The organism is Sphingorhabdus sp. (assembly GCF_040079335.1).
Classification (GTDB): Bacteria; Pseudomonadota; Alphaproteobacteria; order Sphingomonadales; family Sphingomonadaceae; genus Sphingorhabdus_B.
This window is the reverse complement of the sequence record NZ_JBEBKL010000024.1, coordinates 1-25,893: the sequence shown is the minus strand read 5'-3', so window position 1 is coordinate 25,893 and position 25,893 is coordinate 1. Positions and strand designations below refer to the sequence as shown.

Annotated in this window: 33 protein-coding genes and 1 riboswitch; of the genes, 12 read left to right on the top strand and 21 right to left on the bottom strand. The window is 57.8% G+C overall.

The genetic code is table 11. The features are described 5' to 3' along the window. Positions 1-37 precede the first annotated feature (37 nt). A complete protein-coding gene (locus tag ABL922_RS08320) occupies positions 38-541 on the top strand; it encodes a thermonuclease family protein (protein ID WP_349023750.1) in 504 nt (167 codons plus the stop codon). A gap of 7 nt (positions 542-548) precedes the next feature. Here the strand turns inward: ABL922_RS08320 and ABL922_RS08315 are convergent, their stop codons facing one another. Continuing rightward, positions 549-1,679: a beta-ketoacyl-ACP synthase III gene (locus tag ABL922_RS08315; RefSeq protein WP_349023749.1), complete on the bottom strand. Its 1,131-nt coding sequence runs from the start codon at positions 1,677-1,679 to the stop codon at positions 549-551. 121 nt (positions 1,680-1,800) lie between these two features. On the opposite strand from ABL922_RS08315, the gene ABL922_RS08310 reads away from it, so the two are divergent. Both ABL922_RS08310 and ABL922_RS08305 read left to right on the top strand, forming a co-directional pair. Then, positions 1,801-2,406, top strand: coding sequence for a lysophospholipid acyltransferase family protein (locus ABL922_RS08310; RefSeq protein ID WP_349023748.1), 606 nt, complete (start codon positions 1,801-1,803; stop codon positions 2,404-2,406). Further along, positions 2,403-3,209, top strand: coding sequence for a DUF1295 domain-containing protein (locus tag ABL922_RS08305; RefSeq protein WP_349023747.1), 807 nt, complete (start codon positions 2,403-2,405; stop codon positions 3,207-3,209). Before ABL922_RS08310 ends, ABL922_RS08305 begins: the two co-directional genes overlap by 4 nt. Before the next feature lie 168 nt (positions 3,210-3,377). Here the strand turns inward: ABL922_RS08305 and ABL922_RS08300 are convergent, their stop codons facing one another. Then, positions 3,378-4,628 carry a cytochrome P450 gene (locus tag ABL922_RS08300; protein ID WP_349023746.1) on the bottom strand — a complete coding sequence of 417 codons (1,251 nt, stop codon included), beginning with the start codon at positions 4,626-4,628 and terminating at the stop codon, positions 3,378-3,380. A 96-nt stretch (positions 4,629-4,724) separates the two neighbouring features. On the opposite strand from ABL922_RS08300, the gene ABL922_RS08295 reads away from it, so the two are divergent. After that, entirely contained in the window at positions 4,725-5,165 is a 441-nt protein-coding gene (locus ABL922_RS08295) for an ion channel (protein ID WP_349023745.1), read from the top strand. On the opposite strand, the gene ABL922_RS08290 is transcribed toward ABL922_RS08295, so the two are convergent. Continuing rightward, on the bottom strand, positions 5,166-6,002 hold the full coding sequence (locus ABL922_RS08290) for a hypothetical protein (RefSeq protein ID WP_349023744.1): 837 nt from the start codon (positions 6,000-6,002) through the stop codon (positions 5,166-5,168). Between the two features lie 87 nt (positions 6,003-6,089). On the opposite strand from ABL922_RS08290, the gene ABL922_RS08285 reads away from it, so the two are divergent. Next, entirely contained in the window at positions 6,090-6,392 is a 303-nt protein-coding gene (locus ABL922_RS08285; RefSeq protein ID WP_349023743.1) for an alkylphosphonate utilization protein, read from the top strand. Continuing rightward, a complete protein-coding gene (locus tag ABL922_RS08280) occupies positions 6,392-7,003 on the top strand; it encodes a hypothetical protein (RefSeq protein WP_349023742.1) in 612 nt (203 codons plus the stop codon). The genes ABL922_RS08285 and ABL922_RS08280 overlap by 1 nt, the downstream gene beginning before the upstream one ends. Positions 7,004-7,021: 18 nt before the next feature. Here the strand turns inward: ABL922_RS08280 and ABL922_RS08275 are convergent, their stop codons facing one another. Further along, positions 7,022-7,402 carry a VOC family protein gene (locus ABL922_RS08275; protein WP_349023741.1) on the bottom strand — a complete coding sequence of 127 codons (381 nt, stop codon included), beginning with the start codon at positions 7,400-7,402 and terminating at the stop codon, positions 7,022-7,024. A gap of 157 nt (positions 7,403-7,559) precedes the next feature. On the opposite strand from ABL922_RS08275, the gene ABL922_RS08270 reads away from it, so the two are divergent. Beyond that, on the top strand, positions 7,560-7,691 hold the full coding sequence (locus tag ABL922_RS08270) for a hypothetical protein (protein ID WP_349023740.1): 132 nt from the start codon (positions 7,560-7,562) through the stop codon (positions 7,689-7,691). 21 nt (positions 7,692-7,712) lie between these two features. Here the strand turns inward: ABL922_RS08270 and ABL922_RS08265 are convergent, their stop codons facing one another. Next, on the bottom strand, positions 7,713-8,111 hold the full coding sequence (locus tag ABL922_RS08265; RefSeq protein WP_349023739.1) for a VOC family protein: 399 nt from the start codon (positions 8,109-8,111) through the stop codon (positions 7,713-7,715). Positions 8,112-8,142: 31 nt separating this feature from the next. Beyond that, positions 8,143-9,456 (bottom strand): MFS transporter, encoded by a 1,314-nt coding sequence (locus tag ABL922_RS08260; RefSeq protein ID WP_349023738.1) that lies wholly within the window; start codon positions 9,454-9,456, stop codon positions 8,143-8,145. Positions 9,457-9,613: 157 nt separating this feature from the next. On the opposite strand from ABL922_RS08260, the gene ABL922_RS08255 reads away from it, so the two are divergent. After that, on the top strand, positions 9,614-10,051 hold the full coding sequence (locus ABL922_RS08255; protein ID WP_349023737.1) for a hypothetical protein: 438 nt from the start codon (positions 9,614-9,616) through the stop codon (positions 10,049-10,051). Here the strand turns inward: ABL922_RS08255 and ABL922_RS08250 are convergent, their stop codons facing one another. Together ABL922_RS08250 and ABL922_RS08245 are read right to left on the bottom strand one after the other, a co-directional pair. Further along, the gene (locus ABL922_RS08250; protein ID WP_349023736.1) at positions 10,052-10,396 is read right to left on the bottom strand and encodes a hypothetical protein; all 345 of its coding nucleotides are present in this window, start codon (positions 10,394-10,396) and stop codon (positions 10,052-10,054) included. A gap of 164 nt (positions 10,397-10,560) precedes the next feature. Next, the gene (locus ABL922_RS08245) at positions 10,561-11,715 is read right to left on the bottom strand and encodes a serine hydrolase (RefSeq protein WP_349023735.1); all 1,155 of its coding nucleotides are present in this window, start codon (positions 11,713-11,715) and stop codon (positions 10,561-10,563) included. A gap of 80 nt (positions 11,716-11,795) precedes the next feature. Here ABL922_RS08245 and ABL922_RS08240 point away from each other — a divergent pair, with 80 nt between their 5' ends. Next, positions 11,796-12,407, top strand: a complete 612-nt coding sequence (locus ABL922_RS08240; protein ID WP_349023734.1) for a TetR/AcrR family transcriptional regulator — start codon at positions 11,796-11,798, stop codon at positions 12,405-12,407. A 125-nt stretch (positions 12,408-12,532) separates the two neighbouring features. Continuing rightward, positions 12,533-13,015: a YaiI/YqxD family protein gene (locus ABL922_RS08235; protein WP_349023733.1), complete on the top strand. Its 483-nt coding sequence runs from the start codon at positions 12,533-12,535 to the stop codon at positions 13,013-13,015. 61 nt (positions 13,016-13,076) lie between these two features. Here the strand turns inward: ABL922_RS08235 and ABL922_RS08230 are convergent, their stop codons facing one another. Then, positions 13,077-14,033 carry a hypothetical protein gene (locus ABL922_RS08230; RefSeq protein WP_125230586.1) on the bottom strand — a complete coding sequence of 319 codons (957 nt, stop codon included), beginning with the start codon at positions 14,031-14,033 and terminating at the stop codon, positions 13,077-13,079. A gap of 732 nt (positions 14,034-14,765) precedes the next feature. Then, on the bottom strand, positions 14,766-16,709 hold the full coding sequence (gene thiC / locus ABL922_RS08225) for a phosphomethylpyrimidine synthase ThiC (protein ID WP_349023732.1): 1,944 nt from the start codon (positions 16,707-16,709) through the stop codon (positions 14,766-14,768). Between the two features lie 36 nt (positions 16,710-16,745). Next, positions 16,746-16,854: riboswitch (TPP riboswitch) on the bottom strand. Positions 16,855-16,886: 32 nt separating this feature from the next. On the opposite strand from thiC, the gene ABL922_RS08220 reads away from it, so the two are divergent. Beyond that, on the top strand, positions 16,887-17,153 hold the full coding sequence (locus ABL922_RS08220; RefSeq protein ID WP_349023731.1) for a DUF167 domain-containing protein: 267 nt from the start codon (positions 16,887-16,889) through the stop codon (positions 17,151-17,153). A gap of 30 nt (positions 17,154-17,183) precedes the next feature. On the opposite strand, the gene ABL922_RS08215 is transcribed toward ABL922_RS08220, so the two are convergent. The 8 genes from ABL922_RS08215 to ABL922_RS08180 form a co-directional block, all read right to left on the bottom strand. After that, the gene (locus ABL922_RS08215) at positions 17,184-19,403 is read right to left on the bottom strand and encodes an EAL domain-containing protein (RefSeq protein WP_349023730.1); all 2,220 of its coding nucleotides are present in this window, start codon (positions 19,401-19,403) and stop codon (positions 17,184-17,186) included. Positions 19,404-19,545: 142 nt separating this feature from the next. Continuing rightward, the gene (locus ABL922_RS08210; protein ID WP_349023729.1) at positions 19,546-20,025 is read right to left on the bottom strand and encodes an META domain-containing protein; all 480 of its coding nucleotides are present in this window, start codon (positions 20,023-20,025) and stop codon (positions 19,546-19,548) included. Positions 20,026-20,034: 9 nt separating this feature from the next. Beyond that, positions 20,035-20,829, bottom strand: coding sequence for a class II aldolase/adducin family protein (locus tag ABL922_RS08205; protein ID WP_349023728.1), 795 nt, complete (start codon positions 20,827-20,829; stop codon positions 20,035-20,037). A 23-nt stretch (positions 20,830-20,852) separates the two neighbouring features. Further along, on the bottom strand, positions 20,853-21,440 hold the full coding sequence (locus ABL922_RS08200; protein ID WP_349023727.1) for an HD domain-containing protein: 588 nt from the start codon (positions 21,438-21,440) through the stop codon (positions 20,853-20,855). 67 nt (positions 21,441-21,507) lie between these two features. Next, positions 21,508-22,197 carry a hypothetical protein gene (locus ABL922_RS08195; protein ID WP_349023726.1) on the bottom strand — a complete coding sequence of 230 codons (690 nt, stop codon included), beginning with the start codon at positions 22,195-22,197 and terminating at the stop codon, positions 21,508-21,510. After that, positions 22,197-22,487: a hypothetical protein gene (locus ABL922_RS08190; RefSeq protein WP_349023725.1), complete on the bottom strand. Its 291-nt coding sequence runs from the start codon at positions 22,485-22,487 to the stop codon at positions 22,197-22,199. Before ABL922_RS08190 ends, ABL922_RS08195 begins: the two co-directional genes overlap by 1 nt. 108 nt (positions 22,488-22,595) lie before the next feature. Beyond that, a complete protein-coding gene (locus ABL922_RS08185; RefSeq protein WP_349023724.1) occupies positions 22,596-23,471 on the bottom strand; it encodes a M12 family metallopeptidase in 876 nt (291 codons plus the stop codon). 26 nt (positions 23,472-23,497) lie between these two features. Then, on the bottom strand, positions 23,498-24,016 hold the full coding sequence (locus ABL922_RS08180; RefSeq protein WP_349023723.1) for a hypothetical protein: 519 nt from the start codon (positions 24,014-24,016) through the stop codon (positions 23,498-23,500). 109 nt (positions 24,017-24,125) lie between these two features. Between ABL922_RS08180 and ABL922_RS08175 the strand changes: the two genes are divergently transcribed. Then, a complete protein-coding gene (locus ABL922_RS08175; protein WP_349023722.1) occupies positions 24,126-24,311 on the top strand; it encodes a hypothetical protein in 186 nt (61 codons plus the stop codon). A 13-nt stretch (positions 24,312-24,324) separates the two neighbouring features. Here ABL922_RS08175 and ABL922_RS08170 read toward each other — a convergent pair whose 3' ends face one another. Genes ABL922_RS08170 through ABL922_RS08160 form a run of 3 tightly spaced genes read right to left on the bottom strand, consistent with a single transcriptional unit; the run spans position 24,325 to position 25,802 of the window. Next, complete coding sequence (locus ABL922_RS08170) at positions 24,325-24,804, bottom strand: hypothetical protein (protein ID WP_349023721.1); 480 nt, start codon at positions 24,802-24,804, stop codon at positions 24,325-24,327. 3 nt (positions 24,805-24,807) lie between these two features. Beyond that, positions 24,808-25,434, bottom strand: a complete 627-nt coding sequence (locus ABL922_RS08165) for a hypothetical protein (protein ID WP_349023720.1) — start codon at positions 25,432-25,434, stop codon at positions 24,808-24,810. Between the two features lie 8 nt (positions 25,435-25,442). Then, positions 25,443-25,802, bottom strand: a complete 360-nt coding sequence (locus ABL922_RS08160; RefSeq protein ID WP_349023719.1) for a hypothetical protein — start codon at positions 25,800-25,802, stop codon at positions 25,443-25,445. Positions 25,803-25,893 lie beyond the last annotated feature (91 nt).

Here is a 25,893-nt window from a genome sequence, read left to right as displayed (position 1 = left end):
TTTTCCGGCCAGCCGGATCTATCCCACAAGACGCCGCTTGGGCAGAACCTTGATCGCCCTGCTGTTGCTCGGCGCAATGTTTGCCCTTGCTTGGATATATGACCCCAGAGAGTCGATTTCCGCTGGCAGCTCTCTTGTCCGCACAGCCGATGGCGACAGCTTCACCATAGGCGTCAACAAATTGCGTCTCGATGGTATCGACGCTCCCGAATATCGCCAGACCTGCCGGGATGCGGCAGGAAGGGAATGGCTATGCGGCGAAGCTGCACGCGCAGCTCTCGAAAAGCGCCTGCTCGAACCCGGCCTTGTCTGCAAGGCGCAAACGCTTGATCACTACGCGCGGGCGCTGGCAACCTGTTCGACCGCACAAACAGCCGACATTGGCGCAGCACAGGTGCGCGACGGCATGGCGGTCAGCCACGAATATTATGGCGTGCGCGACTATCCGGATGAGGAGGATGCCGCGCGAGGAGCCAAAAGCGGTATCTGGCAGGGCAGCTTCACCCCGCCCGATGAATGGCGCGCTACCCAGTCACGCTAGAGTAGGGTCAAGCGACCTTGCGAACAAATACCGTGCCCGCCGAATAGCCCGCCCCGAACGAGCAGATCAGCCCGGTATCGCCCGCCTTCAAGTCTTCATTATGTTTGTGGAAGGCGATGATCGAACCCGCGCTCGACGTATTGGCATAGGTATCGAGCACGGTCGGGCTTTCATCCTCATTCGCCTCATGCCCCAGCACGCGCTGCGAGATGAGGCGGTTCATCCCCTGATTGGCCTGATGCAGCCACAGGCGGCGCAGCCCGCTGCTCTCAAGCCCCAGATCGGCGGCGTGATCGACGATCATATGGGCAACCATCGGCACCACTTCCTTGAAGACCTTGCGTCCTTCCTGCACGAACAGCTTGTCGGTCTTCGGGCCGCTCTGGTCGACCGGGCCCTTGCCCTCGGCGCGATTGAGGAAGCCAAAATTGTTGCGGATATTGTTGCTATACTGGGTCTTGAGGCGCGTGCCGAGAATTTCCCAATGCTTGGCTGGCGCCAAATCCTTGGCCTCGACGAGGATAGCAGTCGCGACATCGCCGAAGATGAAATGGCTGTCACGATCGCGCCAGTTTAAATGGCCCGAGGTGATTTCGGGGTTCACCACCAGCACCGAACGCGCATTCCCCGAACGGATATAATCAGCGGCAGTCTGGATGCCGAAAGTGGCCGAGGAGCAGGCAACATTCATGTCAAAACCAAAGCCGCGCTCCATCCCCAGTTCATGCTGGATCTCGACCGCCATTGCCGGATAGCCGCGCTGCATATTTGAAGCGGCGCACAGCACAGCATCGACATCAGCGATGTCGCGCCCCGCCTTGGCCAGCGCATCGCGGCAGGCGGCCACGCCGATTTCGGCCATTAGCGAAATCTGGTCATTGGGGCGCTCAGCATAGCGCGGTTCCATGATTGCGGGATCGATAATCGCTCTCTTGTCGATCACATGGCGCGATTTGATCCCGCTCGCTTTCTCGACAAATTCGACCGAGCTGTGCACCAGCGGTTCGGCATCGGGATTCTGCGCATTGTAGAGATCAACATAGGCGTTGAAGCTGGCGACCAGTTCCTCGTTCGAGATGGTATCGCTCGGGGTGTAAAGCCCGGTCGCCGAAATGACCGGAGTGTTGGCGTCTGACATGGCAATCCCGCATATATTATTGTGATGCCCGTCGACTAGCGCCCCCCAATACGGGAAACAAGCTAATTGCTTTTGATAAACCCCGCGTCCAATATCCCAAGCGAGAGGGGACCATAAAAATATGGCATTGGAGACGCGTAAACCCAGTCTGCTGTCGCGCGGCGTGCGGGCGTTATTGATGTGGTTTTACCGGCGACAAGGCTGGACAGCCTATGGCGAAGTGCCCGAACCGCGCCGCTTCATCATCATCGCTGCCCCACACACCTCCAACTGGGATTTCGTCTATTATATCGGCCTGACCCAAAGCTTGGGCGTGACACCACATTTCATGGCGAAAACTGGGCTTTTCCGCTGGCCTATGCGCAATTTCATGCTCGACATGGGCGGCGTTCCGGTCGACCGATCACAGGGCGGAAATTATGTGCAAGCGATGATCGACGAATTTGCCAAGCGCAAGGAATTCATGCTCACCATCGCCCCCGAAGGCACACGCGGCGCGGTGCGCAAATGGAAAACTGGTTTTTACCATATCGCGATGGGCGCCAAAATCCCGCTGGTTGTCGGGATGATGGACTATGCAAAAAAGTCGGGCGGGCTCGGCCCGATGCTTTGGCCCACGGGCGACTATGATGCGGACATGGCCAAACTTGCCGAGATCTACGCCGGGGTGACGCCAAGGCATCCGGGCAAGCAAGCGACCAACATCACAGAGGATAGCAAGACATGAGTGGCGCACTGACGATGCTGGCAATCAACCTTGGGGTGTTGATGGCCGCGATCCTGTTGCTTTGGGCCTATGCGGTCAAAATCCGCGATGTCTCTTTCATCGACGCCTTCTGGGCGTTCGGCATGGTGATCCTGGCATGGGCCAGCTGGTTCCAGATTGACGGCAATGGTCGCCGCGCCGATGTGCTGCTGGCACTGACCACCATCTGGGGCGTGCGGCTCGCCGCGCATCTCGTCACCCGTTGGCGGCGCGAGGGCGAGGACCCGCGCTACAAGAAAATCATGGGCCATGCGATGGAGACCAAAGGCTGGAGCTGGGCCAAGACCGCGCTGCTGATGGTATTCCTGACGCAGGCACCGTTACTGTTCATCACCTCGCTGCCCGCACAACTCGGCATCTGGGCGAGCGAAGGCGGGCGGACGATCATGGGGCCGGTGGCATGGACTGGCATCGCGGTAGCGCTGATCGGAATAGCGTTTGAAACCGTCGGTGATGCGCAGCTCAAGGCCTTCCGCAGCGATCCGGCCAACAAGGGCAAGGTGCTAGACACCGGGCTGTGGCGCTACACCCGCCACCCCAATTATTTCGGCGATGCCTGCACCTGGTGGGGCATCTGGCTGGTCGCGGCGGAAACTGGCCCTGCTGGCTGGGTGAGCATCATCGGCCCGATTTTTCTCACTTTCACGCTGACCAAATGGTCGGGCAAGCCTTTGCTCGAGCGCGGGCTGAAGAAGAGCCGTCCGGGCTATGCCGAATATGTGGAGCGGACGTCAGGGTTCATTCCCTGGCCGCCTAAGTCGTAATATCCTCTCCCATTGGGAGAGGATACGCAGCCTTGGGAGCACAGCGATCTAGGCGAAGTTGGTGAGGGACTCTGCGCTATCTGCAGGACACATCCCCTCACCCAGCTGCGACTAGCAAGCGAGCTTGCAAGTCTGCGCAACCCTCTCCCCATGGGAAAGGGAGAGGAACTACTTCACCAACCACACCTCGCCATAGCCGTTGAACGCAGGTGCAACCTTGTGCTTCACCTCGCGCCCCGGCGCGAAAGCCAAGTTGGGGAAACGCGCAAACAATAAGGGCAAAGCAATCTTCGCCTGCGCCTTGCCTAGCCCCGCGCCGAGGCAATAATGTGCGCCGCCGCCAAAGGCGAAATGCTGCACATTTTTGCGCTCGATATCAAAAGCATGTGGATCGGGGTTCATTTCGGGATCAAAGTGTACGCCAAAGAGCGACATGTGCAGCGTATCGCCCTTTTTGATCGACTTGTCGGCAACCTGCATATCCTCATGCGCGCTGCGCAGCACCTGCGACACCGGCGGTTCGACGCGCAGAATTTCGTCCATGGCATTATCATGCAGATCGGGTCGCGCGCGGAATTTGGCGAGCTGGTCGGGATGCTTCAGCAACTGCACCACACCCGCGCCCAGCATGTCGGTTGTCGTGGAATTGCCGGCAATCAGCAACAGCCGGATCAGCAGCACAATATCCTGCGTCGTCAGGCTGTCGCCCTCCTCCTCGGCTTGGGCAAGGCGGGTGATCAGGTCATCGCTCGGTTGGGTCCGCCGGATGTCCACCTCGCGCGCCAGATAATCGGCGAGCACAGTTGTCGATTCCTCATAAAGCGCTGTCTGTTCAGGTGTGCGAAACGGGTTGAGCGCCTGCATGCAGCCCAGCGACCAGCGGCGGAAATCCTTGCGGTCGGCGGGGTTGATGCCGAGCAGTTCCGCCATCACCGTAGTCGGCAAGGGCGAGCCGAACAGCTGGACGAAATCAAACTCACCTTCCGCAGCCTCAATATCGTCGGCCAGCCCCTTAGCGATCTCCTCGATCCGCGGCAGTAGCGCTTCGACCGAGCGTTTGTTGAACGCCTTCAACACCAGCGTGCGTTGCCGCTTATGCTCGGGATCGTCGAGCATCAGGATCGACAATTCCTTGCTGTTGTTGCCATAGAGCGTCTTCGAAAAGCTGCCCTCATTGGCCTTGCGCGGATCGGCGTTGAGTTCGCGGTTCTTGATAAGCTCCGAAACCTCTTGGCCCCGGGTCAGAAAGTATCGGCCAAGCTGCTGGTCATGATGCACCGGATCAGTCGCCCGCAACCGGTCCAGCGGCACCCACGGCGTTTCGCGATAAGTGGGGTCGAGCGCCGAAAGCTGGTAACCCGTTGGCAATGGCTGTTCTTCGTCGGACATGAAGTCGCTTCCCGCTATAAGTGTATCCACCCGCCGCGACGATACGCAGCAGGGGAGGCTTTACAAGCCCGGTTACCATTTTTCGCTGCAAGTTGTTTGCGCTGCATCAATGGCCACAAGGTTCGCATGCGGCTAATAGGCATCATGCTTCTGCACCTGACCGCGTCGACGATACTCGTCATCATCACTGTGCTGTTCCACGGCACCGGGCTAGCCCTGTTTGCGCGGATATTGCGTAAGGAACTGCGCGAGGAGCGGCTGCACCACATCCCCTCCTTCTCGCTCCGTTCGATGTTTTTCACGCTGGGTTTGGTTTTGGCGCTGTTCGTCCTGCACGGCATCGAAATCTGGCTCTATGCCTTTTTCTATCTGATCGTCGGCGCCATCGGAGACCTTGAAACCGCGGTCTATTTCTCGACGATCAGCTATGCGGGGATCGGCTATGATGACCGCTATATCGTCCCGGCCTGGCGTCTGGTGGCTGCCATCGAAGGGATTAACGGGTTGCTGCTTTTGGGTTGGTCGACTGCCTTCTTCGTCACGATGATCACACGGTTCAGCCGCTGATCAACGCACCGGCATTTCGCGGGTTAACGCCGCCATTGCGCGGTAAAGCGCGATCATCTCCGCAAAATCGAACGCCTGTTTGACGGATTGGCCTTCGGCAAATTTGGTCTCGATCTCGACAGGAACCGGGCCCTTCTGCTGCAGCAAAGCATCGGTGAAGCTCTTCCCTTCCAATATCGCTGTCCAGGCGGTGATATCTTCCGCGTCAGAGAGCGACTGGTTGACCCAGTCGATCGTGACGGCTGCATTCTCTCCGGCACGGAACTGCAGGGGCGCCGATGGTCTGCCCTTATGCTCGGGCCAATCATAGGCGCTGACCGAGAGGCCGAGCTGATATTCCTCATTCTGATTCTGCAGCACCAGCATGCTCGCGCCCTTTGCGCCAAAGCCGGTAGTGCACTGGACAACCGCAGCGGCCCCGCTCCGGTAACAGCGCATTTCACCTTTACGCGTCGGGTAGGTGGCGGCGGGTGTGGTGCCCGACAGCGAGAAGACAATGGTATCGCCCTGATAGAGCGCGCGCACCTTTTCGCCTTCGAGCAGGAAATCCTCAACCAGCGCAATGCCGATTGTTTTGGCAAAGCCGTCGAGCGTTCTCGCGCAACGCAGCCTCCCGCCAAATTGCGGTGTGGTTACCGTCGAAGGCATCAATTCTTCGCGCACATAGCCGAGTTCGCCAGCGCGCTTTGCCATATCGGCGGGCAGCGCATCCGAAATGCTGCAGGTCGGCACCGTCCCACGATCGGCGACCTCAAGTTCGGGATTTGCCAGTGCAGGAACAGCGCCGAACAGAGATGCGGTCACAAGAGCGCGGCCAATCATGGCGGAAATTTTCATCCCCTGCCGATAGCCACCGCGGCAATGCACGGCAAGCTTGCAAATCGCGTGCGCGGGGCGCACAGCGCGGGCAAGAAAGGCGGGATCATGTCCGACGAAGATTATGTCTATGATGAGGAAAGCGGCGAATGGCTGCCCGCCTCAGAGCTTGCGGCGAAGCAGGCGGCGGCCGGTGCGGTCGAAGTGCGCGATGCCGTGGGCAACATATTGCAGGATGGCGATCAGGTGACGCTGATCAAGGACCTGACCGTCAAAGGTGCGGGCCAGACGCTGAAGCAGGGCACGTTGATAAAGTCAATCCGGCTGACAGGCGACGCACAGGAAATCGACTGCAAATTTGAAGGCATCAAAGGTCTGGTGCTGCGCGCCGAATTTGTGCGCAAACGCTAATGCGGCGCTTGGCCATAATCGCTGCGCTTGCGCTTTCGGCTTGCGCGACCACCCCGGCCGCCAATCCGCAAGACGCCTTTTGGGCAAATTTGAGCGCGCATTGCGGCAAGGCGTTTCCGGGCAAGCTGGCCAGTGACGAAGCCGCCGATGCGGACTTCAAGGGCCGCCCAATGATGATGCATGTCCGCAGTTGCACCGACAGCGAAATCCGCATCCCCTTCCATGTCGGGCACAGGGAGGCCGACGGAAAATGGGATCGGTCGCGCACCTGGGTGATCACCCGCACAACAACCGGGTTACGGCTGAAACATGATCACCGGCATGAGGATGGCAGCGAGGACAAACTCACCCAATATGGCGGCGACACCGCAACCCCCGGCAGCGCCAATGCGCAAAGCTTCCCCGTCGACGCCGAAAGCATCGCCCTGTTCCGCCGTGAAGGGCGTGCAGCATCCGTGACCAATGTCTGGGAAGTCGAAATCAGCGACAAAAGCGCGGCAAATCCGCACTTTGCCTATGTGCTGCGCCGCACCGGCGAAAATGCCCGCTTCTTCCGTGTGGAATTCGATCTGACCACGACCGTCGTCGCGCCCCCGCCTTGGGGCGGCTGAGCGGACAATCGCGTCAGCTCAGCCCATCGGCTTGGGTTCCCACAGCTCGATCTTGCGGCCTTCAGGGTCCATGATGTGCGCAAAGCGACCGTTCCCTTCGTCGGGGAAGGTCTTGACCGGTTCCACCCCATGCTCGGCACAGCGGGTGAGAATGCCGTCCAGATCATCAACCATCAGGTTGAACATGAATTCCTTGTCCGAAGGCGCAAAATAGTCGGTGTCGGCCTTGAAGGGGGAAAAGACGGTCGCAGCCCCGGGATGTGCCGCCGCCGCATCAGGGGTGAAAATGATACCCCACGGCTCCACCTTGATGCCGAGAACCCGCGCATACCATTCGTTGGTCGCCGCCGGGTCCGCCGATTTGAAGAACAGCCCGCCCAGCCCGAGAACATTTGCCATATCACTCTCCTTTACCCGTCAATCTAGCTGCAAATAGCGCCTCGTAAAGCATCCGACGCACTCCACATGCGCTTTTCATGCCAGTGCGGCGGCAAAAAGGTGTAGGGCGCAGCCAGCGCTCCGAATGCCTTGGGTCAGTCGCATTTAGGAACCCGCCATGGAAACCCGTTTGATCATCGCCTATTCGCTTATCGCGCTGATGGTGGTCGCGGCTATCGTCGGTGCGGTTGCTATCCGCCGTAACAACGCCCGCAAGCAGCGACGCGACCAGGGCCTCGGGGACTATTGAAGCATTTCCTTATGGGCCTGCTTAACCGTTAAACTGAACCAGGTCCCATAAATTGCCATACAGATCGGCAAAGACCGCGACTTTACCATAGGGCTGAACCGCAGGCGGGCGGATCCATTCGACGCCGGCGGCGGTGAAGGCGGCATGGTCGCGTTCGAAATCGTCGGTCGCCAGAAACAGGAACACCCGGCCTCCAGCTTGATTGCCGATAAACGCCTCTTGCTCCGGCTTCGATGCGCGCGCGAGCAGGATGGTGGTCGCTTCATCAGTCGCGCCGGGCGGGCGGATGAGCACCCAGCGCTTGTCCTGCTCGGCCTGATATTCGTCTGCCACCAGCGTGAAGCCAAGTTTTCCGACATAAAAGGCGATCGCTTCATCATAGTCGCGAACGACAAGTGCGATATGGGCGAGATGCGGCATAGCAGAATTGGTGGCCTATACTGGATTGTATTCAGTTGAATTCAAACTTGCCCGGCAGCCCATCGTCCAACCGCGCTTTGTCGCGGTGGAACCAGCGTCCGGCGAGGAAGAAGGCCGGCAGCGCCAGCAAAGAGACCAGCGACATCGTCAGCGCGGCATGGGTATAAGGCTCTGCACTACCCGCCTGGCGGAACATGTCGATCAGCCAGCCAGTGCCTGTGATCCCGATGCCAAGGCCGATAGCGTTGAGGCAGAGAATGTTGAACGCGATCACCGTCGCGCGTGCCGAAGGCGGCGACAATTCCTGTATCGTCGAAATCGACGGCCCGTAAAATGCGCAGAGGATAAAAATGCCCACACCGATACCCGGCACAAACAACAGCGAATCCGCCGGTAAAATGCGGAAAATGACCGAAAACGGCCCGACAATCAGGAACATCCAAAACAGCAGCATTGCACGGCCCGACTTCCGGTATTTATACCACCAGTCGCCCGCAAAGCCGCCAAACAGGTTCCCTGCAATCCCGGCAACAACAGTGATATAGCCCGTAATCTTGGCGATTTCGGCGCGTTCATAACCGCGTTCCTCGACGAACCAGATCTGGTCAAAAGCCGCCGCCCCAACCGCGATATGCAGCGCAACCCCGCCGCCGATCATCATGCACAAGGCAGGGGATTGCCTGAGCGCGGCGGCCAGCAGCCGCAAATGCCCGCGCCAGCCGGGCCCATGTTTATGGACGTGGGCTGTGGGCACGCGCAAGTCGCGCACAAACAGCATGCAAGCGGCGAACAGCATCCCTGCTCCACCGAGCAGATAGAAGCAATTTCGCCAGCCAATCGTTGGCCCCAGATAGCCCGCAACCAGCAGGCTGAGCCCCGCCCCAATCGGCACGCCGAGATAATAGAGCGCCGCCGCCAGCCCAAGCTGCGACGGGCGGAACCGGTCAGCGAGCAAGGAGGTGGCCGCGGGCGTCAGCGCCGATTCCCCGACGCCGATCAGTGCGCGCGGCAGCGCCATCGAGACAAAGCCCTTTGCAGCGCCGCTGGCAGCGGTCAGCAAACTCCACAGCGCAATCGCCGCCGCGATCAGTTTCCCACGGTGCATCCGATCCGCCAAAACACCCATGAACAAACCGGCGACCGCGTAGAAAATGATGAAGAACAGCCCCGTCAGCAGGCCATATTGGGTATCGGTCAGCCCCAGTTCGGGCTTGATGAAATTGGCAAAGCTGGGGAGCAATTGGCGGTCGACAAAATTCAGGACATTGATGATGGTGAGCAGCATGAGCAGCCCCCATCGCGACGAGGAGTCCTGACCCGCCTTCTCTGCAACCTCGGCGGACATCGGACCTCCTTCCTTATCCCGTTGCACCACCATGGGTGAGCAAGCACGCGATGCCAAGGGCTATTATCGCTTCGAGCAAGTGCCTGACGACATCGCCTTGACAATATCAGTGTAATACTACACCAATACACTAAAGCGACAACGATAGAGATAAAATATGCCAAGCACTTCTGCCTCTCCTTTCCCGCCCGTCGCCACATGGCGGATCAACGCGATGCGTTTCCTGTTTTTGCTGATGGCGGGGATCATGGGTGCAATGTTTGTCTGGCCGCAATTGCTGTTTGAGAGCGCCGACTGGGATGTGATGCGCGGCCTCGCCAAATCGATGCTCGCCGCACTCGCGCTGATGAGCCTGCTTGGCGTGCGCTATCCGCTGCAGATGCTGCCGCTGATGCTTTATGAAATTGCGTGGAAGACGGTCTGGCTTATCCTGATCGCGGGCCGCGCCTGGATGGCGAACAAATGGACGCCCGATATCGAGGGGCTGTTCTACGACTGTATCGGTATCATCATCGCCTATTTCATCGTGCCGTGGCGCTATGTCTGGGCACGCTATTTTGCGCAGCCGATGGAGCCTTTGCGGCAGAAAGCCTAGCTATTTCGCCAGACGTTCCCGGTTGCGGCGCACGCGGCGGGAATAATGGGCGATGCTGCCGCTCATAATCTGTTCGGGGCTGGTACCGAGCTTGCCTGTCATCAAGTCAAAGCCCAGCGCCATATTGGCCGCGACCTTTTCCGAAACCATCCGCTCCGCCTCTTTGGCGGCAGCCGGGCCACCAAAGGCCAGCGCACCCAGCCGCATTGCAATCACCATATTGGACTCAGCAGCAAGCGCCCATGCGTCCATCGCGATGGTGAAATAATTGGGGCGTTTGCGGGAAAGGGATTTTGCAGGGCTGTTCATATGCCCCAGTCCTACCCGGCTGGGGGAGAATGTCACGCAGGGAATCGCTTTCATACGGTGGTTTTAGGCATTACATCTCTGAGAAGTTGAAGCGGCTGGTGGAGAAGTTGGTGCCGGGTAAAGTCTGACCGGGCTGGTGCCGTCGGAATTTCCTGCACATCTATTCTAACGGAAAAGCGCCACTACCCCCACCAGTTTTATCACCAACCGTCGGCAATTTTGCCCAGCAACGCGGTCCAATCGACATCGCCGCCGCTGCTGCCAAGCCGCACGATGACCAGCTTTTTATCAGGATCGACAAATATCCGCTGGCCAAAATGGCCATTGGCATAAAAGCGTTGCGTTTGGCCGGCGCGTCGGGCCGCACCCCACCACAGATTGTGATAATGGCCATCCGCATCGACGAACCGGTTCGGCATACCCTCGGCAGGCACGCTGCGCGATTGCGCCACCCAGTCGGCGGGCACAATCTGCTGGCCACGCGCCACGCCATTGTCGAGATAGAGTTGGCCAAAACGCGCCAGATCCATCGCCCGTGCGACAAATCCGCTTTCAACCTTCTCCATCCCATCACCCTTATGGTCGATATTCCACAGAGCCGGATATTCGGCGCCCAGCGGTTGCCAAAGCCGTTTTGCCGCGAAATCGGAGAGGGTTGCCTTGGGGTCATGCTTGCGCAACGCCGATTCCAGCGCATAGCCGACGAGCAACGGGCTTAAATCCTCCCCCTCAAACTTGCTGCCCGGCGGATGCGCAAACTGTGTCTGGCGCAGATAGCTTCGAATATCGGTGGAGTAATACATGCGGGGCTGTTGCCGCCACGGCATCCCCCCACGAGCATAGGCAAAGCCGCTGACATTATCGAGAAGCTGACCGAGCCGAACATCCGCCAGCTCCTTGTTCGAAAGGCCGGCGATATGGTCGCCAAGGCGGTCCTCGCGTTTGATGATCCCATCGGCGGCGGCGATGCCAAACATTGCCGACAGCACCGACTTTGAAATCGAGAAACTCTTGAACAGGCTGTCGCGCCGCGCACCATAATAATAACGCTCATCAACCAGCTTGCCGTCCGCAAGGATGATGAAGGCCGTGGTGCCGTTCTTTTCCGCAAAAGCATCAAAACCGGCAGGCTCGGCCAATTCACCGCTCAAAGCCCGCCGCATCCAGCCGGCATCCCGCGCTTCAACAAAAGGCGTGGCGCCCGGCGCGTTGGGCATCGATCGTGAGGGCAACTGCGTATAATCCTCGACATCGACACCGCGCAGCGAAAGCATCCGCCCAAGATAGGTGTCGGTGCAGGCCGTAATTCCCAGCATCATTATCAGTGCCGCACCTCCGACAACAGCCTTTCGCATCGCACTTCTCCAAACTTGACAGCGTCAAGATTGATCGGCAATAATCTTGACACTGTCAAGCGGCAACTTACTATTTCATCATGGCGGCGGCGAAACCAACCTATCATCATGACAATCTCGAGCAGAAATTGCTCGATGCGGCGGCGGAAATCGTTGCGTCGCAAGGTGTAGCGGCACTGTCTTTGCGCGCATTGGGTGAGGTGGCGGGCGTATCGCGTTCGGCGCCCTATCATTATTTTGCCGACAAGGATGCGCTGCTCCACAGCCTAGGCGAGCGCGGCTTTACCTTGCTCGCGGAAGCAACCGAAGCGGCGGAAGCGGGGCATGTCGATCCGGTGGCGCGTGGTCGTGCGGGCATGCGCGGCTATTTGCGCTTTGCACAGGCAAATCCGCAGCTTTTCCGACTGATGTTTGCAGGCGTGCTCCCCCGCCGACTTTCTCTGCCCCTTGGCGATGCAGGTTCGCACTACAATTTTTCCAGTAATGCAGCCGCCAAGGCCTTTGCACGAATGCAGTCAGGCGTCGCCGCGCTGCCCGATAGCGCGGGCCTTGATAGCCAAGCACTGATGCTTCGGACAAACACCATCTGGGCGGCGGTCCACGGGGTCGCCATTCTGGCGATTGACGAGAATCTGAAGCTTGTGGCCCCCGAATTGGTGATCGAAGCCTTGCTGGACCGGTTGATTAGCTAGGCTGCGTGGGGGCGGGCAACGGTTATTAGGAGGTGGTCGCGGGATACACGACGCCGAGCGAGTAAAGGCGGAGGCGAGAGAAGTTGGTGCCGCAGGGCTAAATTGGTATAAAGCCCCGAACAGAAATGATGTCCGACAGCCCCGATCCCCTGCCTAATGGCTCGCCCCGCATATTGGTCGATGCCGATGCGTGCCCAGTGAAGGAGGAGATTTACAAGGTCGCCTGGCGCCGCAATGTGCCCGTGGTGTTGGTCAGCAATGCGCGCTTTCGCATTCCCGACCATGTGCTGATTACGCGGCATATCGTATCGGACAGTTTCGATGCCGCCGATGACTGGATTGCGGAGCAAGCGGGTCCGCGCAGCATCGTGATCACCGCCGACATATTGCTGGCGGACCGGTGCCTGAAAGCCGGAGCAGTCGTCATCGGATATGGTGGCAAGCCGTTCACCAACGCCTCCATCGGCAGCGCCATCGCCACCCGAGCCATCATGGCCGACTTGCGCGCCGGGATGGACGGGATAGTGGGAGGGCCAGCGCCATTTGCCAAGGCCGACCGGTCAAGGTTTTTGCAGGCGTTGGATGAGGCTTTGGTTCGGTTGGGGTGACGTCGGCGGCTAATTAGTATCGTGTCCCAGGACTTCAGTGTTCTCGGAATTCAAACGTAACTCACTCGTTGTTATATTCATCTTCGTGATATTCACGAATTAGCTTGTCAATATCGACGTGCTCCTCTGGAACAATGCCGAAAAATTCTATTGGGTCTTCTTCTTCCATTGTGACGAAAGCTTTGCCCATCCCGGCGTGCAAGAGTTCCTGATAGCCATCAAGCTTAAGAGCGCAGACCGCACATCGGAAAGCATTGGGAAGCGCTCTTACTTCTCGTACGATTGTACCGTCATCCTCATCAATTTTGATCGGCCCGCGGTTTAGTGACTCGCCGGACAAGGCTCCCTTAAATCCACAAGAAGGACAATCTATTGCTTCACGAAGCGTGCCTGCTTTTACCCACGATTGAACAACTTCTTTGGCCTTTTCCGTACGTTCAGACTTCGCGTCGCCATCAATTTTATCGAATGCTTTTTTGGCGGATGATATCCGTTCTTTCACTTCTTTTAAAAGGTGTTCGTGCCTGTCCTTCAGCATTCCCTCGGCAACTTTAGCGTGCTGTTTCCCCAAAAAATCTTCGAAGCTAAGCCCCATATGGTTGAGGAGGACACTGAACACCTCGTATGTCTGAGGCAGCCAAGTAGAATTTTCGATACCCTCAAACGCAGCCTCACCGCTATGAAGCTCTTTATTTCGCCTGTCAGCCAATAACAAACAGTGGCCTGACATTTGATCAGTAAAGTCCTCGATAAAAACAGAGCATCGAGCAAATACAGCTTTCGCTGCCACAGATTTCGGATTCGCTTTTGGATTGATGCCAAAAGAATAATGAATATTCCCCTCCTGAGACGGGTCAGCGAGCAGAACAGGATGAATTTTTGCGAGAGCCGCGCGACCGAGTAATTCTATGCATAAGCTCATCCAAAAGCCAAATAATGCAGATTCAAAATCTTCATTATTTGCTCTTTCAGCATACAATTTTGCCTTCCCTAGCAACTCGTCCGTGGACCAACTCATCGTATCCCCCAATAGCTTCGCCGTAGTCGGCGATTTTTTGCAAAGTTTGCGCCATTACCTCTGCCGTGAAGCGCACGCCAATTGTCTACAATAAGCCAATCGCCTGTATTTAGAACAACTGAATTATGTGTTGCACCACTTTCGAGAGCTTCAGCAGCTAGTTCTATCGAATTCTCGATTGAAGGGTTTTTCATACAGCCTGGATCGAAGCGCAAGCGCCATGTGCCCTCGTTAGACTTCGCCAGGATTTGACAGTAAAATCGTCGATTTGGACCACGGTTCGCGATCCAGCCCGGATGAGTGAGCACGCGAGGTGGATTTACTTTCAAACTCTCTAGGTCGGGTATCAGAATTTCAGTGGCGCAGGGATTGTCCCCGCCTTCGAGACATTCGAGAAGTACAAATTGCGCAGGTTTGGCAATGTGCGCTTGATCAGTATGTAGGGGCTGACGATCAAAACCAGTAATGGCAGAAAGTGATCGTCGCGGCGCATCTTCCCGTGATTGAGGCCTTACGATTTGCGGTAAACCTTCGATCTGCAAACTAGACTTTAGAATTTGCAAAGACGTGCAAACATCTAGTGGTGCCAAAAACGTATCCTGAGAACTCAACCACCCCCGCTTAAATAGACGCGGAATGAAATTGTCAGTCGGCGAATAAATAGCCGTTCCCCTAGAATTTGTTATGAAAGCTATTCAAACAACCGAGCTTGTTCACGCTTTGGCACGCCCATCAATCATGCTCCCGATCACCAGCGCCCATATATAGCTCGCGCCCGGTCTCGTCATAGACCTTGCTCATCTCGGCCATGCCAGCCTCGGCTTCGGCTTCGGTCAATACCGTTCGTGCTGAGCCTGTCGAAGCACCGTTCTGAGACCCTTCGACAAGCTCAGGGCGAACGGTGGAGGAGGCGGCGATAAAGCCCTCCGCTGGCTGGTTCTGCAACCGCGCGAATTCCCGCACTTCCTGGCTGATCTTCATCGAGCAGAATTTCGGCCCGCACATCGAACAGAAATGCGCGGTCTTGGCGCCTTCCGCCGGAAGCGTCTGGTCGTGATATTGCTCCGCCGTATCGGGATCGAGTGACAGGTTGAACTGATCGCGCCAGCGGAATTCGAAGCGGGCTTTGCTCAGCGCGTCGTCGCGGACTTGCGCCGCCGGGTGGCCCTTGGCCAGGTCCGCTGCGTGCGCGGCCAGCTTGTACGTCACCACGCCGACCTTCACATCGTCGCGGTCGGGCAGGCCCAAATGCTCCTTGGGCGTGACGTAGCAGAGCATCGCCGTGCCATACCAGCCGATCATCGCCGCACCGATGCCGCTGGTGATATGGTCATATCCCGGCGCGATATCGGTCGTCAGCGGCCCGAGCGTGTAGAAGGGCGCTTCGCCGCACACCTCCAGCTGCTTGTCCATATTCTCCTTGATCTTGTGCATCGGCACATGGCCGGGGCCTTCGATCATCACCTGCACATCCTGTTCCCACGCGCGCTTCGTGAGTTCGCCCAGCGTGTAGAGCTCGGCAAATTGCGCTTCGTCATTGGCGTCGGCGATGCTGCCGGGGCGAAGGCCATCGCCGAGCGAATAGGCGACGTCATAGGCTTTCATGATCTCGGTAATCTCGTCAAAGCGTTCGTAGAGGAAGCTTTCCTTGTGATGCGCGAGGCACCATTTCGCCATGATGCTGCCGCCGCGGCTGACGATGCCGGTCACGCGCTTGGCCGCCAGCGGCACATAGGGCAGGCGGACGCCCGCATGGATGGTGAAATAATCGACGCCCTGCTCGGCCTGTTCGATAAGCGTGTCGCGGAAAATTTCCCAGGTCAGGTCTTCGGCCACGCCGCCGACCTTTTCCAGCGCCTGATAAATCGGCACGGTGCCGATGGGGACGGGCGAGTTGCGGATGATCCATTCGCGGGTGTCGTGGATGTTGCGGCCCGTGGACAGGTCCATGACAGTGTCCGCGCCCCAGCGGATGCTCCACACCATCTTGTCGACTTCGCTCGCGACGTCGGATGCGACCGCGCTGTTGCCGATATTGGCGTTGATCTTGACCAGGAAATTGCGCCCGATCGCCATCGGTTCGCTTTCGGGATGGTTGATGTTCGAAGGGATGATCGCCCTGCCCCGCGCGACTTCATCGCGGACAAATTCGGGCGTCACATAATCGGGGATCGCCGCGCCAAAGCTTTCGCCGTCGCGGATATATTCCTTGAGCCGTGCCCGGCCGAGATTTTCGCGCTCCGCCACATATTCCATTTCGGGGGTGATGATGCCTTTGCGGGCATAATGCATCTGCGACACGTTCGCGCCGGGCTTGGCGCGCAGCACCTGTTTGCGGACATTGGGGAACGGTGCGACGCCGCCGCTGCGGTCGGGGCCAAGCTGGCCATTATCTTCGGGGCGCACTTCGCGCTGGGTCACCTGCTCGACATCGCCGCGCGCGACAATCCAGTCACGGCGCAGTTCGGACAGGCCTTGGGCAATGTCGATCTGCGCCTGCGGGTCGGTATAAGGCCCGCTGGTGTCATAGACGCGCACCGGCGGCTCGCCGCTCGATGGTTCCAGATAAATCTCGCGCATCGCGACCTTCAACGGGCCGACATGGATCTTCTTCGAACCCCGGATCGGTCCGGTGGTGACGGCTGGATTTTCAGTGCGTGCGGGGGCGTCGCCCATGTCTTGTCTCCATATCGACGGGGAAAGGGCGGTATCTGTAACAGGCCGCTCCCTCCCTCCGCCCGTGCTAACGGGTTCAGGTTCAACGGGTCGGATGGAGCTTACCCATCCCTCTCAGCCACAGCAGGCTCCCCGGGGATGTTGCAAGAATAGGGTGTCTGCGCCTAACTGTCCAGCATGGCGAACCCCTCTCCACAGGAAATCCGCGCGCTGGCCGACGCAAAGGGTGAACTGGCGCTGCGTGTGGTGCCGGGGGCCAAAATCGAACGCGCCGCAATCGAAAATGGCGGCCTGAAACTCTGGACGCGCACTGCGCCCGAAGATGGCAAGGCGACCAAGTCTGTGCTGGCGCAACTGGCGAAGCTGCTCGGCATCCCGGCGCGTGATGTGGAGCTAGTCAGCGGCGCGACGTCCCGCGAAAAGCGGGTGCGCAGCAAATCCTAAAATGAAAGACGCTCCGGAAAGCCGCCTAAATCAGGCGGCTTTCCAATCACTTGCCGTGTTGAACGCCGGAATGCCCTGTTTCGGCTTCGGCATATCGAGGTTTTCATAATAGCCGGGTGGCAGGTTAGCCAGCGGCATACCGGCGGCAGCCATCATGTAAGGCGATACGCGGCGGTTGGTGCACAGGCCGCCATTGCCATCGTTGACCAGTCGCTCTTCGAACGCCAGCCCTTGCTGTGTGCCCATCGACCGCACAACCGTTGAAACCGCCAACTGGCCGTCGCCAAAATCGAGCACAAATTTTGTGCCCAGGGGAACATCGATAATCCCCTCGATCATTGCGCCGGAAACCGACAGGTTCCGCAACACCACATTGTAACAATGATCTTCATGGATTGCGCCGATCTTGCGATACATGGACAGGCGGTCGCTGCGCTGTACGGCGGGGCCAGCGGGTGTGATTTCCCAATCCCCTGATTCACACCGTTCCAGCAACTCTTCATTGGCCACCGGCTGGCTATAGACATAGCCCTGCACATGGCTGACATGCAGGCTGCGGATCAGATCGAGCTGGTCGAGCGATTCAATCCCCTCTGCCGTCGTCTCCATACCCAGCGCTTCGGCCAGGGCGACGATGGCTGAAATGATAGCCCCGTTGCGCGATCCGGGTTCAGTCGCCCCACGCACAAAGCTTTGATCGATCTTGATCTTGTCAAACGGCGCGGTCTTCAGATAGCCGAGCGACGAATAGCCGGTGCCGAAATCATCCAGCGCCAGCCGGACGCCAATATCTTTCAGCGCCTGAAACTTCGCGTCGGTATCATCCGAATCCTGCAGAAATACGCTTTCGGTGATCTCCAGTTCCAACCGGCCCGGGGCAAGCCCCGAATGCGACAGCGCTTCCTTTATCACTTTAGGCAGCGTGTCTTTGGCAAACTGGATCGGCGATACGTTGACCGCCACCTTTATCTTGCCTGGCCAGGTTGCGGCCTCTTCACAGGCCTTGCGCAGCGCCCATTCGCCCAGTTCGCCAATCATATTGGCTTCCTCTGCGATCGGGATGAACAAAGCAGGGGAGATACTACCACGTTCCGGGTGGTTCCAGCGCATCAGCGCCTCGAACCCGGTGACGATGTTGGTTTGGGCATTGACCACCGGCTGATAGGCTAGCCAGATTTCATCGCGCGCAAGTGCATCGCGCAAATCTTCTTCCAAAACGCGACGGTCTTCGGCCGCTTGCAATAGATCGCTCGAATAGAAGCGGAAACGACCGCGACCGCCACCCTTGGCCGCATAAAGTGCAAGGTCGGCATTGCGGACCAGTTCTTCGCTCGACTGCCCGTCAAAGGGGCTGACGGCGATGCCCACCGATGCGCCGATGATGCAGCGGCTGCCGTCGATCGAATAGGGGTGCGAAAGGCTGCGGATGATCTTGTCCGCCATGTCGCCCAGATTGCCCCGGTCTTCCTCGTCCTGCAGGATGATCTGGAATTCGTCACCGCCAAGGCGGCTGACCTTTTCCTTGTCGCCCACCACCTTGATCAACCGCTCAGCAACCTGTTTCAGCAGGGCGTCGCCCGCCGGATGGCCCAGCGTATCATTCACTTGCTTGAACCGGTCCAGATCGATCAGCATGATCGAACAGGCGCGTTTTTGCAGCTGGAACGCCGACAAGGTGCTTTCAAGAAGCTTGGCCATGCGGTGGCGGTTGAGCAGCCCGGTCAACGCGTCATAGGTCGCCAGCCGGTCGTTGTCCTTCGATGCGCGGCGCTGATCGGTAATGTCGGTGCCGCTTCCGCGATAGCCGGCGAATTCACCGGCGGAATCGTGATAGGGTCGTCCGGAAACTGCCCACCAAATTTCAGACTCGGTGCCTGCTGCCTGAAGCGCAAGATCATCAAATTTCGATTGCCGCATCAATACCCAGGGCAGGGTCCGCTGGCGGTCTTCACTCGCCTCGGGTTTGAGGAACAGTTCGACAAAATCTTTGCCAAGCAACGCGTCGGTGGCGACGCCCAGCTTTTCTCCAATCGAATTGCTGAGATAGGTGACGCGGCCTTCGGCATCGGTCGACCAGAACCATCCGCGCCCGCTTTCTTCAAAATTCTGAAGCAAAAGCAGTGCATCTCGTGAGCTTGCTGCCGGGGAGGCCGACGGCTGGCGTTGGCCCAGCTTGCCGAGCAAACCGCGCGCAGACGGCTCAGCCGATTTCTCGCCGGATGCTCCCCATGAAAATTTTCTTGCGGCCATATTGTTCTAGTTTCCTGTCGGATTACCAGACGCGTTTATCCATTCGGCGTTTCAGAAGCGTAAACAGCCTTCAGATCGGCAAAAAATGCGAATAAATTTACAACAAGATACTCTAAACCTAGCCAAGTTGGCCGGTTTGGCGTCAATTGGACGGCACCGCTTCCCAAGTGTAAATCCCGGCATCGGCTTGCAGTGCAAGGCTCAGCGTCGTGCCACGAATTGTGTAGCTGCGGATGTACCCAATATCGCGGGCGATCGTGCTATCCATCGCGCCGGGCTGGCACATCGCGCGGGTCATCGCCCCGCCGCTGATCAGCAGGCCGCCGCCAGTTGGCGAACTGGGCTGCGCTTCCCATTTTCCGGCCAGCCGGTTGCAATCGAGCTGCGCCGAGAGCGAGCCGTCGCTGGCAAAGGTCAGCACATATTGTTCCGGATTGGGCGGAATTTTGATCCCGATATTATCGTCCGACGACTGGAACTGCACCAGCCGCCAGCTCGTGCCCGGCAGGCCGCGCGTCACCGGCGGAGCCACCGCTCCGGCGGGCGCCTTGGCGTCATCGGCATAGGGTGCGCAGCCGACCAGCAGCAGCGCGCCCAACAGGGCCAAGGACAGCGACTTCATACGGTGGCTCTAGTTCCTGTAACTCGCGTCGATCCGATCAAGCTTGCGCAGCAAAGCAGGCCAGGCGAGACTTTGCGCGACCATCGCCATGCCACCTGACGGCGTTTGCCCCTCAACCTTGCCCTCGACACCTTGCGGCGGAGTGTGCAGATTTTCGCGCCCTGCCGACAGCATCTTGACCTGTGCATCGCAGGCGCGTTCGAGGAAATAGAGCCGCATGAAACAATCAGCGACGCTCTGCCCCACCGCCAGCGTGCCGTGGTTGCGCAGGATCATCGCATGCTTCTCGCCCAGATCCTCGACCAGCCGTTCGCGCTCGTCCAGATCGGTCGCGATGCCTTCATATTCATGATAGGCGACATTGTGCTTGGCGATCATCGCGGTCTGGGTGTGCGGCAACAGTCCCTCGGCCATCGCGCTCACCGCCTGACCTGCGGGCGTGTGCAGGTGCATCACCGCATGCGCATCGTCGCGCGCCATGTGGATGGCGGAGTGGATGGTGAAACCGGCGGGGTTCACCGGATGCGCGGTCGGCACCACGGGCTGCCCCTCAACGTCAATCTTGACGAGCGACGAAGCGGTAATCTCCTCGAACATCATGTCATAGGGGTTGATCAGGAAATGATGCTCCGGCCCCGGCACGCGTGCGGACAGGTGCGTGAAGATCAAATCGTCCCAACCATAATGCGCGACCAGCCGATAGGCCGCGGCCAGATCGACGCGGACTGCCCATTCCTCTTCACTCACTGTGCTCCGGATATGGTCGTCATTGGCGGCGGTCGCCGTGTTCATCATTACCGACATGGGTCTCTCCTGTAATCGTCAATCTATTCCATCGCGCGCTTGTACACGCTGGTCTTGGGCTTTTCGAACAGCTTCATCACCATCGGCTCGAAAAATTCGAGCGGTAATGTGTCATATTCGGGGTCGAACGCCGGACAGTCATATTTCTCGATGAACTCGGCGGTCGCGGCATAATAGGGATGGTCGGCAAACTGATCGCGCATGTTGCGATCGAGCCCCAGATAATGGAAGAAATTATAGCCCTGGAAAATGCCGTGATGCTGCACAATCCAGAGCAGCTCTTCCGAGACAAAGGGTTTCAGGATCGCGGCGGCGACATCGGGGTGGTTGAAGGCGCCCAGCGTATCGCCGATATCGTGGAGCAGCGCCATCACCACATAGTCGTCGGGCTTTCCATCGCGGTGCGCGCGCGTCGCCGTCTGCAGGCAATGCTCAAGCCGATCGACCGCAAAGCCCCCACAATCGCCCTCCAGCAAGCGCAAATGATCAAGCACCCGCGCCCCGCCATTCTGCGCAAAAGGCTTCATATGCGTCATGATGATATCCCAGTCTTCCTGGGTGCCTTCATCCATCGTGTGGAACTGCGCGGTCTTTTCCATCAGGTCGGTCATCGTCTCTCTCCTCGTCGCGCAAGACGATTCACCGAAATGCCGCGGATTGCAAGGGGGGAGAGTCGACTTACCCCTTCCCGTCGTGCAGTATCTGGTTGGTCACCCCTGCACGCAGGGGAGCCTCACAGCGGATGCACACGCCCTGCCGGTCGGCATCGGTGAACATCCGCTTGCGCATCAGATCGAACTTCGCCTCCAGCCGCGCCTTCGCTTCGTCATAGCTGGGCGGCTTCCACTTGCCGCCATGTTTCTTGAAGATCCAGCCCGCCTTCCATTCCTCATAGGTCAGCACATCCTCCGATTTCTCGGCAAGCTTCGCACCCGACATGTCGCCGCGCTTGATGAGCAGGCCGAGCATCGCATCCGAAGGCTCGATCTTGCGCTGATATTCCTCGCCCTTGCGGATGATCACCGTCTCGCGCCCCTCGACAGCACGTTGGTATGCTATCGCGATCAGCCCCTGTCGCGAGCGATCAAGCGCCTCCTCCCACGCGGCGGCGAAGCGCGGAAAGCGCCGCTGCGCCCGCCGCGCCGCCACGGCAGACATCCCCGCCACCCGCGCCGCATCCTTGACACAGCCGGTATGCGCCAGCGTATCGAAAAAGCGCTGCACCCGCGGCTGGTTCCACCCGTCATGCCGCTTGGGATAGCCGGGCATCAGCTTGGCAAAATCGACCCTGGGGCCGGAGGGTATTTGCTGCGGCGGGTTGGCGGAGGCAGCCGCCAGATCATCCTCCGGCTTGCGGCGGCGCGCCATTACCACTCCTCCTCGGGGCAATCATCGTCGTCGCTATCGTCATCATCCGCGTCATCAAGCCCGGACAGAAATTCAAACGCATCGAAATCCAGCTCGGCAAGCCGATCCGCCACCCACAACATTTCGCGCCGCAGATCATAGAGATAATCGACCAACTGCGTCGTCCGCTCGCTCTTCGCCAATTCGTTGATCATCGCCTGCAACCCCGCCAATTTAGGCGAGAGGGGGAGCACCGGCGCTTTGGGCGCAAGCGGCGGCGCCTTGCGCGGCGGGAGTTTGGGAGCGGGCATATCCGCAATTTCCTTTCCGGGTTAGAGAAACGAATCGCGGATAACCTATATGGTTATGTGTAGGACAGTGTTTTTACCTTTGCCGTATCAACGGATAAGCCAACACGTCTATCTGTCTGGATAGGGGCTTGTCGTCATCCGGAAAATCGCAGGATCGCAAAGCCTGTCATTTGGCGGGCAATACATCGCCTGAACCGATTTCCGGTCACTGTCGGTCAACTTTCCGTCATTGCTATACGGCTCGGTGCAATAGTTCATAACCGATTGCGGATCATATTCGGTCAGATTGGCAACATCGCCATCGCTTCCTGCCTTCGCATGTTTCATACGGCATTCCCCGGGGGTATCGGGCCGGTTATGCTCATGGGCCAGGCTCAAAGCATGGCCGAACTCATGCACCGCGATGGCATCGATATAATATTTGGGCTTTGAACGGCATGCCTGCCCGCACCATTGGTTGAACGTGAAATTCAAAACCATACCTTGCTTCATGCCGTCGATATAGTTGCCCAGACCTTTGACATGCGGTCCATTGTCCGGACTGTCATCCATCACCGAAATGCGAATGCCGCGCGCATTGCCCGAACAATTGCCCCATCCGGTGAAAGCGACACCCGATTCCTGCTCCCATGTGCGTGCAACGGCATCCCTGACCCATTGTTTCTGCTGATCAAAGCCGCCTGTGTCCCAGCATACGGGAATCTGTTTCGGCGTGCCGGTCGCAAAGCGCCAGATATTGGACTTTTTCGGATAGCCCATGATCTGATAATTGCTGTCGATGATGGCATCGACCATTGACGCCAGCTTTGCACCGCCGGGAACGGGTGCAGCATCCTTCGCCTCACCCATTTCGATCTCGACTTCGCTCAGTTGCAGCCCTGCCAACGGATCAGCGGCTTTTTGCGCGGGGTCGCCGCTTTCGCTGCACGCCGAAAGCAACAGCAATGGCGCAGAAACCGACCCTATCAGATGTATCGAACGCATAACCAAAACCTCCGATGCTGCCAATTTCAGTTCGGGACGAAAATGGAATATTTGATAGACGCTGGGTCGGCGCCTGTGTCGCAAGCCGGACCGTCAGGGGTTGGATTATCGCTGGGGTCGCGCGCGCCGTCGGGGGCGGCCGCTGCAGCACCGATGCCCAGCAAAGGCAATACGCTTTTCAGGGCATCGGCGGAGTTCTTGACCAGATCGCCCGAAGACGGTTCGGTGTTGAGCGAAATCTCCGAAAGCCCGCCAACGTCATTGAACTTCATAGAAAAGCCGGTTTTCGCAAACTCGGCTGGATCGACCTGAGCGAAATATTGTTCGCCGGTGGGCAGGGATTCGGTTTCGACAAATGGCGCGGGTATACAGGCGGCAAGCTTTGAATGCTTCTTGTACACACCCGTCTTCAGATAGACCTGCGTTGCCCGGAATGGCACGCCGGCCACCTGATTTCCATTGGCGCCGGTGATATTGAGCGAGCTTGCACAGCCCGAAAGCATCGTCAGCACAATCGCCGCACCAGCCAGATTGATCGTCCGCATTTCTGCCTCCCCTATTGTCGGTTGCAAAACGGATTTAACGCCGGGGCGATAGGCTGTGCGTGACCGACATCACGCTTGCGCAAAAAGGGGATGCGCCTAACAGGGTGGGATGATCCCCTTCGTCACCCTGATCGACACCCGCGGCCAGAAAATCTCGGTCAATGCGGAGATTGTGCAATTTGTGAAGGCCGCCGACAACGCGCATGACGAATGCCTGGTGGTGTTCGGCAAAGACCAACTGCTGCGCGTGCGCGGAACGCTGGAGGATGTGACGCGGGCTTTGAGTGAGGGGTAAGGGACTACTGATATTAATCCGCCGTTTTGTGTGCCGGAAACTTTCCAATGATCGCTCTGCACAATCGGTCGCCAGCTAGTTCTGATCTCAGGGTACCAACTACCTCACCTTTGAACGGCAGCCCAATAAGTAGCACATGCGCAGGATTGGCTAGTTTATCACCTTCTGCCGGGATCGGGTTTTCCACAAATGAGAAATCTTGTTCAAATTCGTCTAACGCATCGAGAGCCTTACCGACATTAAGTTCTGCAAAGCAGGCTGTCCTCCCGAGCGACATGCGGGAAGCGAAAACTTTTCGTATTGAGTCCTTGTCCGCTTCAGAATCAGCGTCAAGGATTCGGCGTTGAGTGAATGAGAGGCCATCGTTGTCTTTTGTCGTCCGATCAAATGCACTACCAGCCACCTGATCCTTTTCCCGATCATAGTGCAGACCGCCTACGTAGCGGACAACATTCTGCTTACGAGGTAGTTTTGCTCCGGTGCCGCCTGCCATGGATTACTGCGCCGAGAGCACATGCCTAAGGCCACACAAAGCGATGAAGTCGGTTATGCTCGCAATAGGCTTATTTGTCCCCATCGTCTCTTCTATCTGGCCTTCGTTATTTTTGAAGAAAACATACTGCACCTTGCCCTTACCTCGAAATTGCAAGCCAACTTGCTCTTTCTTGTCACTGGTCCAAACAAATCGAATATTCCCGTTGCCGACCAAGAAAATTCCCGGACGGGCGGTGTTGTAAAGCGATTGAGCAAATAGTCGCGCGTCTTTTTGTGAGGCTTTCGATATCTCGACACCCTCTTCGGATGCTATTTCTGTCAATTCCGTGAGACGCTCTTCAAAAGCGGTCAGCCAATGGACAGCAACGGACTCGATCTGCTCTTCCGTGTCATCGAAAATACCCGGAAAATTACCAGCGCGGATCAAAACGGGCTGACCGGGATTGATCGAAAGCTCTTGCGCGCCAAACAATTTTGACAGCAAACCGTTATTACCCGAATGTATCACTGACCAGCCGTGATCCGCCAACTCTTGATCGTCATCGATAACAACCGCCTGCAAGGCTCTCCACTTGGGAGCGAAAACCTTGTTCTCTTCGGGAGATCGGGAGGGTGTTTTGACTGGCATTTTCTATTCTACTCTTCGACTTCTGAAAAAGCTTCAATAAGTTTGGCACGGTCAACGAAGCCTTCCTCGACTGCATTAGTCAGAATACCCATTGCAAGATTGAATGCAGCTGCGCGAGATGTCCGAATTCTCGCAACTTCAACCTCAGCCGGGAAAGTCAGGACTTCGGCTACCCCGTCACCGCTTTCTCTTATAGCGCCAATGGTCGGGCTTGATTGAACGCAGGCAATTTCAAAATCTCGCCCTAGATAGGTTACAAAAAAATTATCCGCTACAGCACGAAAGAAGGTGCTATCCCTAACGACAGGCAAATCATCTGCCTCAGTTCTAAGGCTATCTTTTGCTTTTCTCGGCTTGGCTTTGATCAAAACTAAACATCCTTCACCGTGAGAATCGTCCGACTCATAGTCTCAATATAGTAGCAATTTTGCTAAAACCACCATGGGTTGAAATCAAGGG